This window comes from Xanthomonas euvesicatoria pv. euvesicatoria (assembly GCF_020880415.1).
GTDB lineage: Bacteria > Pseudomonadota > Gammaproteobacteria > Xanthomonadales > Xanthomonadaceae > Xanthomonas > Xanthomonas euvesicatoria.
On sequence record NZ_JAJIUJ010000102.1, the window covers coordinates 1 to 11,619 of the forward strand.

At 64.9% G+C, this 11,619-nt stretch carries 7 protein-coding genes and 1 pseudogene; 7 read left to right on the plus strand and 1 reads right to left on the minus strand.

Going from position 1 to position 11,619, the window contains the following annotated elements; genetic code table 11:
* The 7 genes and pseudogenes from LN450_RS16415 to LN450_RS16445 all read left to right on the plus strand — a co-directional run.
* Positions 1–1,351, plus strand: a 1,351-nt coding sequence (locus LN450_RS16415; protein WP_324250743.1) for an XVIPCD domain-containing protein, incomplete at its 5' end; no start/stop codon positions are given.
* Positions 1,352–1,813: 462 nt separating this feature from the next.
* Positions 1,814–3,839 (plus strand): annotated as a pseudogene (locus LN450_RS16420) (methanol/ethanol family PQQ-dependent dehydrogenase).
* The gene (locus tag LN450_RS16425; RefSeq protein WP_039417669.1) at positions 3,836–5,596 is read left to right on the plus strand and encodes a quinoprotein dehydrogenase-associated putative ABC transporter substrate-binding protein; all 1,761 of its coding nucleotides are present in this window, start codon (positions 3,836–3,838) and stop codon (positions 5,594–5,596) included. The pseudogene LN450_RS16420 and the gene LN450_RS16425 overlap by 4 nt, the downstream one beginning before the upstream one ends.
* A 26-nt stretch (positions 5,597–5,622) precedes the next feature.
* Positions 5,623–6,297 (plus strand): c-type cytochrome, encoded by a 675-nt coding sequence (locus LN450_RS16430; protein WP_039417670.1) that lies wholly within the window; start codon positions 5,623–5,625, stop codon positions 6,295–6,297.
* Entirely contained in the window at positions 6,294–7,340 is a 1,047-nt protein-coding gene (locus LN450_RS16435) for a beta-propeller fold lactonase family protein (protein WP_011346329.1), read from the plus strand. The genes LN450_RS16430 and LN450_RS16435 overlap by 4 nt, the downstream gene beginning before the upstream one ends.
* A 35-nt stretch (positions 7,341–7,375) precedes the next feature.
* Complete coding sequence (locus LN450_RS16440; RefSeq protein WP_011346330.1) at positions 7,376–8,482, plus strand: S-(hydroxymethyl)glutathione dehydrogenase/class III alcohol dehydrogenase; 1,107 nt, start codon at positions 7,376–7,378, stop codon at positions 8,480–8,482.
* Between the two features lie 11 nt (positions 8,483–8,493).
* Positions 8,494–10,878 carry a TonB-dependent receptor gene (locus LN450_RS16445; protein ID WP_011346331.1) on the plus strand — a complete coding sequence of 795 codons (2,385 nt, stop codon included), beginning with the start codon at positions 8,494–8,496 and terminating at the stop codon, positions 10,876–10,878.
* Positions 10,879–10,955: 77 nt separating this feature from the next.
* Here LN450_RS16445 and LN450_RS16450 read toward each other — a convergent pair.
* Positions 10,956–11,619 (minus strand): sigma-54-dependent Fis family transcriptional regulator (locus LN450_RS16450; protein WP_228886165.1); only part of this gene is annotated, 664 nt, incomplete at its 5' end.

Here is an 11,619-nt window from a genome sequence, read left to right on the forward strand (position 1 = left end):
TCCTGCAACAAAGCTTACGAACCTGGCCAAGGTTGCCAAGGCAGCTGATGTAGCCGAAGACCTGGCACCTGCAGCTGGGAAGATCGCTGGTCGCGTTCAAACGCATGCCGGCAAAGAGTTGGCGAGCGAACTTGTCGAGCTTGCGCACGACGCGCAGAGGCTCCAAGCCAAAGGCGGCGCTGCTGCTGAGGGCGCAGATCTCATGTTTCAAGGCTTGGCTGGGGTCAAGCGCAGCCAAGGTGAGCTTGGTGATCTTGTTGAGGGTTTCCGTAAGTCGGGTAATTTGGATGGGCTACTCCAAAGCGGTGCACTCTCGCCGAAAGAGCTTGGGCACTTGGCTCGGAAAGACGTCTCGATATTTGAAGGCCAGGTCTCCATGGAGAAGGCCGTCGATGCCTACATCGGCAAGCGAAATCTCTCTGAGCTGGCCGATCCTGAGATCGGCGACATTGGTGAGGCTTTCGTCTCCCATGATCTTGCCAAGAAGGGCTACACCGATCTCGTTGCGATCCAGGACAAGCAAGGCCACGGCATCGATGTCGTCGGCAAAAATCAGGAAGGCAAATGGGAGAGTTTTGAGGTCAAAGCATCTGTCCAGGGCACAGCCCGGAGGCAATTTGGTAACCCGGAAGAATTCATCACTGATCGGTTGAGGAAAGCGGAAGGCGAGCGGGGATCCTGGGCCCCAAAGAACGTGTGGGAGGAACAAGCTCAATCTACTGCCGAAAAGATCCTTGATGAAACCATGGATCGCACGACTGGTAGGGTCAAGATCGAATCCAACTGGGCACGTGTCAACATTGAGCGCGATCCGGCCACCGGCTTGATCAAGGGTGAGCCCGAAATCGAGAAGTGGAAAACGCCGCTCGAACGGCAGCAGGATCGCCAGCTTGAACGAAGCCTTCGCCAAGAAACGCAAGGGCAGAAGAAGACACCAGTTGATGCAGACCATCAAGATTTCGCGCTCCATCAGCAGATCAAAGGCAAGGTCGCGGAGCTGGACGTGCAAAACGGCCGCACCTTCGATGCAGTCAGCGAAAGGATGACGGCGAGCTTGCTCGCGCTTGCGAAAGACAACGGATTGACCAGAGTTGATCATGTCCTACTGAGCAAGCAGACGGACAGCCTGCCAGCAGCTCAAAATGTCTTTGTTGTGCAGGGATCCCTGAATGATCCGGCGATGCTTCGAGCTTACATGCCAACGGCTCAAGCAGCACAGACACCGGTCGAGCAGTCTTTCAGCCAGCTTGAACAAGTTAACCAGCGGCTTGCCCAGCAGTTGGCTCAGCAACAAACATTGGACCAAACACAGGCGCAGTCACAAGGCGCGCCACAGATGCGCATGTCTTGAATGGCTGAAAGAAGGGAACGCATGAAGTCATACCGGTGCGCCGTAGCTAAGACGCCATAACGGCTTGACATAGGCTGGCTCTACGACAGTTACAGCAGTGTGGCAGCTGAAGGACGCAGCTCATCAGGTTAGCTTGAGTGGGTTTCCCTGTTGGCCCAGGGATATGGAAGAGATTGCAAGTTCAATTCTTCGGCAGGGCATTTCCCATCATCTGCACCACCTGTGTCACAGCACGTTCGGCGCAAACTGTGCCAAAACCGTGACAGCGCCAAGTGCCCAGCTCGCCGTCATTGCCCCCAACCCTTGCCGACTCGACGTGGTGCGGCGCACCAGTGCGCTGGCATGACGTTTGCTCAGGTCTCTCCCGACGTTTCCTACGTCCGCATCGCCACGGCGGTGACAGCGCCTGCGCTGCGGGATGTTTCAACCGACTGGTTGTTCAAACGAGAGGGGTAGACGCACATGCACCAATCTTCCTGTCGCAGCGTATGCAGCACTGCGCTGCTCATGCTTGCGCTGAGCGCCGTTCTGTCTGGCTGCAAGAAAGACACACCGACCGAAACTGCGGCGCCGGCAACGGCTGCAACACCTGCCGCTGCGCCCGCCGCTGCACCTGCCGCCGCGGTCGATACCGATAGCGAGTTCACCGCCAATGCCAGCAATGCGGACAACTGGGGCGGTGTGGGGCGCGACTTCGCACTCACCCGGCATAGCCCGCTGGCCGAGATCAATCGCGACAACGTCAAGAATCTGAAGATGTCGTGGGAGATGAAAACCGACGCTACGCGCGGCCACGAAGGCCAGCCGCTGGTGATCGGCAGCATCATGTACATGGTCAGTGCGTATCCGAACAACGTCTTCGCCATCGATCTGGCGGCGCAGGACGACGGCGGCAAGGTGTTGTGGAAATACACCCCGCAACAGGACGAACGGTCGGTGGCCGTGGCATGCTGCGACACGGTCAACCGCGGCGCCTCCTATGCCGATGGCAAGCTGGTCTTCGGCAGCCTCAGCGGCGATGTGATCGCACTCGATGCCAAGACCGGCAAGGAAGTGTGGAAGCAAAAACTCGCCCACCCGGACAAGGGCGAAACCATCACCATGGCGCCGATCATCGCCGACGGCAAGGTGGTGGCCGGCATCAGCGGCAACGAATTCGGCGTGCTCGGGCGCGTGGCCGCCTACAACCTCGCCGATGGCAAGCAGGCCTGGTCCTGCGATGCGGCCGGCACCGACAAGGCGATCTGCCTGGGTCCGGATTTCAACAAGGCCAATCCGCAGCATGGCCAACTCGGCGACCTGGGGGTCAAGACCTTTCCCAACGAAGAATGGAAGCGCGGCGGCGGTGCAGCGTGGGGCTGGTACAGCTACGACCCGAAGTTGAAGCTGGTGTACTACGGCACCGGCAATCCCGGCCTGTGGAGCCCGTCGTATCGTTGCGGCAAGACCTCGCAGGAGGAGTGCAACAACGGCGAGCATGACAACAAGTGGTCGATGACCCTGTTCGCCCGCAAGATCGATACCGGCGAGGCGGTGTGGGGCTACCAGAAGACCCCGTTCGACCAGTGGGATTACGACGGCATCAACGAGCCGATCCTGGTCGACCTGACCATCGACGGCAAGCAGGTCCCCTCGGTGGTGCAGTTCGATCGTAACGGCTTTGCCTACGTGCTCGATCGGCGCGATGGCACGCTGCTGCGCGCGCACAAGTTCGTGCCGGCCAACTGGGCCGAACGCATCGACATGAAGACCGGTCGCCCGGTCAAGGTGGCTGCGCATTCTCCGCTGGAACGCGGCAAGAAAGTGCAGGCGTTTCCGTCGGCGATGGGCGGCAAGGACCAGCAGCCGTGCTCGGTGGATCCGGCCAATGCGGCGGTGTTCTTCTGCGGCACCAATAACTGGCACATGGAGCTGGAACCGCAGGAGCGCGGCAACACCATGATGGGCCTGCCGTATGTGTTCGCCAACGTGATGATGAAGCCGAACGAGCCGGGCGCGCTGGGCATCGTCAAGGCGTTCGACGTGGTGGAAGGCAAGTCCAAGTGGGAGATCAAAGGAGAAGTACCCGGTGTGGAGCGGCACCCTGGTCACTGACGGCGGGCTGGTGTTCTACGGCACGCTGGATGGTTGGTTCCGCGCGGTGGACAAGGACACCGGCAAGAAGCTGTGGGAGACCAAGCTGCCGTCCGGCATCATCGGTAACCCCATCGCTTATAAAGCCAACGGCCATCAGTACGTGGCGGTGTTCTCCGGTATCGGCGGGTGGATCGGCCTGCCGGTCACTGCGGGCCTGGATCCGTCCGATCCGTATGGCGCGCTGGGTGCGGCAGGGCTGGCGTTCGGTGCGGGCTTTGACAAGATCCCGCTCGGCGGCATGGTCCACAGCTTCCGTATCGATGGCGCCGGCAAGACCGTGACTGCCACTGGGACCGCCACTGCGGCCGCAGGTGGCGGTACCGCCAATGCCGCAGCGAAGACGGCACGATGATCTGCACGCAAGGCGTTGGACGCGCACCTCGGCAGCGTGCTGCCGGCGTGCGCGGCATCACCCGGCACCTGCAGCAGGTGCTGGTGCTGGTGCTGTGCAGCCTCGGACTCGTCGCCGCAGGCTGCACACGCGAGCCGTCTTCATCGACGGCTCGCGCTTCTCGTTCGGATGTGTTGCCCGCTGCGGCACCTGCATCAACCAACTCGCCGGCAACACCGCCGCCAGCGCCCGACCCGCACGTGCTGCGCGTGTGCGCGGACCCGGGCAACATGCCGTTGTCCAACAAGGCCGGCGAAGGCTTCCAGAACAAGATTGCCCAGGTCGTGGCCGCTGCCATGGGCCGGCGCCTGCAATACGAATGGCGCACCTATTACCAGCGCGGGCTGGCACGCAGCACGATCAACGTGGGCCGTTGCGATGTGCTGATGGATCTCAACAGCGATTTCGAGCAAGGGGTGGTCACGCGCCCGCTCTATCGCTCGACCTATGTATTGGTCACACGCAAAGGCTTGAATGTGCGGCCTGCTTCGCTGGACGACCCGGCGCTGAAGAAGCTGCGCCTGGGCGTGTTCCAGAGCTCGCCTGCGCGTCAGGCGCTGTACGAGCATGGCATCAGCGGTGAGGTGCAATACCTGTTCTACGACTCGGCCACTGCGCCGGAAGAACACCCCGGCAAGCTGGTCGAACGGGTTGCCGCCAACACACTGGATGCGGCCGAATCCTGGGGCCCGGTGGCCGGGTATTACGCACAGCGCAACGGTCTGGGAATGGTGCCCTTGAACACCATCGACGATGCGGTGCTGGAGTATTCGATGGCCTGGGCGGTGTCGCGCAAGAATGCAGACCTGCGCGATGCGTTGAACACGGCGCTGCAGCAGAGCGCGGCAAAGATCGACCAGATCCTGCGCGGGTATCACGTGCCGCTGGTGCACTGTAGCGACTGCGTGGTGGCCGGCGATCTGGCGTCGCACGGGCCGTATGTCACGCCGAAACCGGCATCCACTGCACCCAGTCCGGCGGCCTCGTCGCAAGAGTTGGCGCAGCTGCAATTGCGCATCGCCGACGGTGCAGACCCGAACCAGGAACTGGCGCATGCACTGGACGCGGGCGACGCCGTGCGTGCGGCATGGCTGCTGCGCCATGGCGCCGATGCCAATCGCGCGAACCTGCTGGGCGAGCCGCCATTGCACCAGGCCATCCGCAACCAGGAGCCGGACCTGGTCGGCCTGCTGCTGGATGCCGGCGCACGCATCGAGGCGCGCGACGCCAGCGGCTGGACCGCACTGATGAAAGCCGCCTGGGCCAATGACGCCGACAGTGTCGGCAGGTTGCTGGCCAAGCGCGCGCCGGTGGACACCGTGTCCAGCGACGGCTGGAGCGCGCTGGATCTTGCGGTGTCCTATGCCGACGTGGGTGTGGTGCAGGCGCTGCTGGACAAGGGCGCGACCGTGCGGCGCGCCAACCCCACCGGGTTCACCCCGGTGATGTTTGCGGTGGCGCGCGACGACCCGGCCATTGTGGAGGCTGTGCTGGCACGCGGCGCCGAGGTCAACCACGCCAATCAGGCCGGTGTCACAGCGCTGATGCTGGCTGCCGCGGCCGGGCGCGAAGCGGTTGCCCGACGCCTGCTGGCCGCAGGTGCCGACCCGTCTGCGCGCAACCGCGACGGCAAGAGCGCCGCGGATTTGGCGCAGGCACGTGGCGACACCGCGCTGGCCACGCTGCTCGCCGAGGCCCGGCGCCCGGCACCCAAATGATTGCCTCACCCGTCGCGCGCACCGGAGTGCGCGGCGTTCCCTCCGATCAAAAAGGTTCGTTCATGCGCACGTCCACTACACGTTATCTCGATCGTTCCGTCCGCGCACCGCTGTGCGCGTTGATGTTCAGCGTCGTGTTGGCGGCATGCGGCAAGGACGCGCCACCGGCCCCGGCCGCCGATGCGCCGCCGCCTGCGCCCCCGGCGGCCGCCGGCGCACCGGCGCCTGCGCCAGCCGCCGACAGCACAGCACCTGCACCTGCACCTGCACCTGCGGCCGCAGGGATGCCGAATGTGGCGGCCGGACCTGCCCCGGATCCAGCGACGCCGGCCGCACCACCCGCCACGATCGTGCCGATCCCGAAAGGCCCCGAGGTCAAGGTCACGCCCGAACTGGTCGCCGAAGGCAAGAAGATCTATTTCTCGGCCGGCTGTAATGCCTGTCATGGCGGTACCGGTGGCGGTGGCATGTGCCCGCCGCTGACCAACGACATCTGGGTGTACGGCAGCGACGACGACACCCTGCGTACGCTGATCAATGAAGGCACCGCGGCCATGATCACCCACGGCAAGACCCGCGTCGGGCACGAAAAGGTCGTCGGGCAGATGCCGCCGTTCGCGCCGGTGCTCAAGCCCGGCGATACCGAAAAGTTGCTCGCCTTCATCCACTCGATCAACAAGACTGCAGGCAAGGCGCAATGAGGCCAGCGCCTGCTCGCTGGCCATGCATGCTTGCAGCAACGCTGCTGGCCACGCTGCTGCTGGCCGGCTGCCAGCGCGACGCTGCCTCGCCGGCCTCCACCGCCGCACCCGCGACGACGGGCACCGCAGCACCGGCGCCGGCAACGCCGCCGGTGTTTGCGTATGTGCCCAATCAACGCAGTGGCACGGTGTCGGTGATCGATACGCACACCGATACCGTGGTGCGCACGCTCAGCGCGCAGGGCCAGCTCGGCAAGCGCTTGCAGCAGGTATTGCCCGGCCCGCAGGGGCATCTGTATCTGATCGATGCCGAGCATCACCGGCTGGTCGAACTCGATACCGAAAAAGATGCGGTGTTGCGCAGCGTGGACATCGGCGAGAACGCCGAAGGCATCGCGTTGTCGCCGGACGGCAAGCAGTTCGCGGTATGCGTGGAAGGCCAGAATCAGGTGACGCTGATCGACGCGGCGCAATTTGTCGTGCAGCAGGTGATCGCCACGCGCGGGCAGGCGCCGGAGCATTGCGCCTACACCCCGGATGGCAAGTGGTTGCTCACCAGCAATGAAGGCTCCAACGACATGGACATGATCGAGCTGGCCACGCATCGATCGCGCGGCGTGGTGGCCACCAGCGGGCATCCGCGCGGCATGGCGTTCGCACCCGACGGGCACAGCGTGTACATCGCCCAGGAAACCGCCAACGTGGTGGACGTGATCGACCTGCAGACGCGTCAGCGGCGCGCCAGCCTGCCGGCCGGCGCGCGCACCGCCGGCGTGGCGCTGTCGGGAGATGGCGCGCGGCTGTATGCCTCCAACGGGGGCGCCGGCACGGTCAGCGTGATCGATCTCAAGACCGCACGCACCCTGGCCGAGATCCCGGTCGGGCAGCGTCCGTGGAATCCGGCGCTGACGCCGGCCGGCGACAAGCTCTACGTTGCCAACGGGCGTTCCAACAGCGTGAGCGTGATCGACACCGCCAGCTTGCGCGAACTCAAACAGATCCCCGTCGGCGAGCTGCCGTGGGGCGTGATCATCGCGCGCTGAGCGGCCGGCAGGCCGACGCGCGTCAGGGAGGCCGGATGAAGACACGCGCTGCGGTGGCCTGGGGTCCGCACCAGCCGTTGACCATCGAAGAGGTAGACCTGCAGCCACCGCGTCCCGGTGAGGTGCTGGTGCGCCTGGTCGCTACCGGCATTTGCCATGGCGATGCGCATGCGTTGGCGCATGGCCACGCCGGCAGCTTCCCGGCGATCCTGGGGCAGGAGGGTGCCGGTGTTGTCGAAGACGTCGGGATCGGCGTCACCAGCGTGCGGGCCGGCGATCACGTGATTCCGCTGTACATGCCCGAATGCGGCGTGTGCAAATTCTGCCGTTCCGGCCGTACCAATCTGTGCCAGGCGATTCGCAGCAGCCAGGAACGTGGCCTGATGCCCGATGGCAGCAGCCGGTTCTCGTTGCACAGGCGGCCGGTCCTGCATCACATGGGCACCAGCACGTTTTCCGAATACACGGTGTTGCCGGAGATTGCGGTCGCACGCATCCATCCGGATGCGCCGCTGGAGCAGGCCTGCCTGCTCGGTTGCACGGTCACTACCGGCGTCGGTGCGGTGCTCAACAGCACGCATGTGCGGCCGGGAGATTGCGTGGCGGTGTTCGGGTTGGGCGGCATCGGATTGTCGGTGATACAGGGCGCAGTGCTGGCCCAGGCCGGTCGCATCATCGCGGTGGACATCGACCCTGCGAAATTCGCACTGGCACGCAAGCTGGGCGCCACCGATTGCCTGGATCCGCGCGACTACGGTGCGCCGATCCAGCAGGTGATCGTGGACCTGACCGATGGCGGCGCCGACCACAGCTTCGAATGCATCGGCGATGTCGGTGCGATGCGCGCCGCGCTGGAGTGCTGCCACAAGGGGTGGGGCGAGAGCGTCATCCTGGGCGTGGCCGAGGACACGCAGGAAATCAGCACGCGCCCGTTTCAATTGGTCACCGGGCGGGTGTGGCGCGGCAGCGCCTTTGGTGGCGTCAAAGGCCGCAGCGAGTTGCCTGGCTATGTCGAACGCTATCTGCACGGCGACATTCAACTGGCGCCGCTGATCACGCGCACGCTGGCGCTGGTCGACATCAACCAGGCGTTGGCGGACCTGCGTGCGGCACGCGGCATCAAATCCATCGTGGTGTATTGAAGGAGACGCACATGGCAGCAGGCAGATGCAGGACAGCGACGCTGCATCGCAGGGGATTGGCAGGCGCATGCGCCATGACCTTGCTCGCACGCAGCGCACTGGCCGTTGCAGCGGAAGCGCCGCAAGTCACCTGGTTGGACCGTATCGAGGTGACCGCCACGCCGATCGCGGGCACCACCATCGATGCGGCGCAATTGCCGTACATGGTGCAGTCGGCAAGCAATGCCGAACTGTCGCGTGGGCGCAGCAACAACCTGAGCGATCTGCTGCAGCGCCGCTTCATTGGCGTGGACGGCAACGACGTGCAGGGCAGCGCGTTCCAGAACGATCTCACCTTCCATGGCTTTCGTGCGTCGGCGCTGCCCGGCGCCTCGCAAGGGGTGTCGGTGTATCTGGATGGCGTGCGCTTCAACGAACCGTTCGCCGATATCGTCAGCTGGGACATGCTGCCCGAAGCGGCAATCAGCGCCGTGACGCTGATGCCGGGTTCCAACCCGTTGTTCGGGCCGAACACGCTGGGCGGCGCGGTGGTGCTGTCTACCGCCTCCGGGCTGACCGCGCCCGGATTACAGGGGGAAGCGAGCATCGGCAGCGGCGCGCGCAAGCGGCTGGATGCCAGTTACGGCGTTGCCGGCGCCGACGGCTGGCATGGCTTTGTCGCGCTGACCGGCTTCGACGAAAACGGCTGGCGCGCTGCCTCCGAAGGCCGGCTTGGCACCGTGTTCGGCAAGGTCGGTAAGCAAGGCGAGCAGACCGACTGGAGCCTGTCGCTGCTGCACGGGCGCAGCCGTCTGATCGGCAATGGTCTGCTGCCCGATACACGCTACACTGACGAAGGTCCGGAGCCCGGCTTGTATCGCGCCGATCGGCGCTCGGTCTACACATCGCCCGATCTCACCCGCAATCGCAATACGTTATTGAGCGTGCAGTTGGACCATCGTTTCGACGCAGACACTGCGCTGCACGCGCTGGCTTATTCGAAGATGGGGCGGCGCGACACCGTCAATGGCGACAGCGGGCAGGACTATGAGGAATTCGTCGAAGAGTGCGCTTCCGGTTACGCCACCGATGGCAGCGCACTGGATGCCGATTGCGACGTCGCCCGCACCGATGCCGACACGCTGCACACCGGCGCGCTCAACACCACCCAGATGCGTCAGCACGCGCAGGGCGTTGCGCTCAATCTGAGCATGCAATGGGGCGCGCATGCGCTCACCACCGGCGCCACTTTCGATCGCGGCCATGTGCGTTATCGGCAATTCGCCCGCGACGGGTGGGTGCAGCCCGACCGCTCGGTCGTTGCAGATCCGGCGACAGACCGCGCGTTCTTTTCCGGCGTGCGCGGCAGTACGCAGACATTGGGCGTGTTCCTGGCCGACACCTGGGCACTGGACGATGCCACCCATCTCACCGCCGCGGTGCGCTGGAATCATGTGGTGGTGGACAACGTTCTTTCCACCGCCGACGACGGCGACCGCCCACGCGAGCGCTTCGTTTATGCCAAAGCCAACCCGTCGCTGGGGCTGACCCGGCGGCTCGCATCGGCGGTGACGCTCTACGGCTCGGTCGCGCAGAACAGCCGTGCACCGACCGCCATCGAATTGGGCTGCGCCGATCCCACCCAGCCATGTCGGGTGCCGACCGGTCTGCAGGCCGATCCGCGCCTGGAGCAGATCATCTCGCGCACCTACGAACTGGGCGCGCGCTGGACGCCGTCGGCCAATCGCAACGCCACGCTGTCGGTCTACCCCGCCGACAATCGCGACGACATTCTGTTCTTGCGCGCACCGGACACGCAGTTGGGTTACTTCGACAATGTCGGCCGCACGCGCTATCAGGGCGTGGACGCGGCACTGCATCTGCGCAGCGGCGATTGGCAGTGGTCGGCCGGCTACAGCTACCTGGATGCCACTTACCGCAGCGACGGCCAATTGCTGTCCGGCGAGCGTGTGATCGCGCTGCGGCCGGGACTGCGGATCGCCGCGTTACCGCGGCACAACCTCAAGCTCGGGATGGAGTGGCAACGCGATGCGCTGACGCTGGGCGTGGGCGTGCGTGCGGTCTCCGGGCGGGTGGCCAGCGGCAACGAAGATGGCCAGGTCGACAATGCCGAAGAAGGCCAGGCCGCGCCCGAGCGTCTCGACATCGGCACCGCCGGCTATGCCCTGGTCGACCTGCAGGCGCGCTGGACCATCAACGCGCGGGTGTCGCTGTTCGCCCGGATCGACAAAGTCTTCGACCGCCGCTACGCCACCTATGCCGCCGTGGCCGAAGACGTGTTTCCCGACGGCGAACTCGCACGCCCGCAGGATGCGCCAGTGGAAACCGGCCCGGCACGATTTCTCGCACCGGGGGTGCCCCGGCAGTACCTGATCGGCGTGCGCTGGGCGCTTTGATCGCGGGAAATCGGGAATCGGGAATCGTAGAGCGTCAGCGCGCTGCTTTTATCTATTCCCGATTCCCGATTCCCGATTCACCCGGTCTCCAGCCCGTGCTTGCGCAACTTGCGGTACAAGGTGTTACGGCTGATGCCCAGGGCATCGGCGGTGCGGCTGACATTCCAGCGATGGCGTTCGAGTTGTTGCTGCAGCACCAGCCGTTCGGCCTGATCCAATGCAACGCGGCCGGGCATATCGTCGGCCGCGACCGCGCGCGCATCGACCAGGCAAGGTGCGCTGCCCGCGTCGACGATCTCCTGCGGCAGATTCGGCAGGCGAATCACCTCGTCACTGCACAGCACGGCCGCCGTGCGCAGCACATTGCGCAATTGGCGCAGGTTGCCCGGCCAGGCGTAGCTGAGCAGCTTGTGCAGCGCATCTTCGCTGATGCGCACGCTGCGCTCGCTGTTTTCCTCGCGCAACAGGGTGCGGATCAGTTCGGCCTTGTCGCTGCGTTCGCGTAGCGGCGGCAGATGCAGCACCACGCCGTTGAGGCGGTAGTACAGGTCCTCGCGGAATTCGCCGGCGGCCACCATCTGCGCCAGGTCGCGGTGGCTGGCGCTGATCACGTGCAGCTCCAGCGGCATTGCCCGGTCGCTGCCCAGCGGGGTCACGCTCTGTTCTTCGAGCACGCGCAGCAGCCGCGTCTGCAGCGGCAGCGGCATGTCGCCGATTTCGTCCAGGAACAGGGTGCCGCCG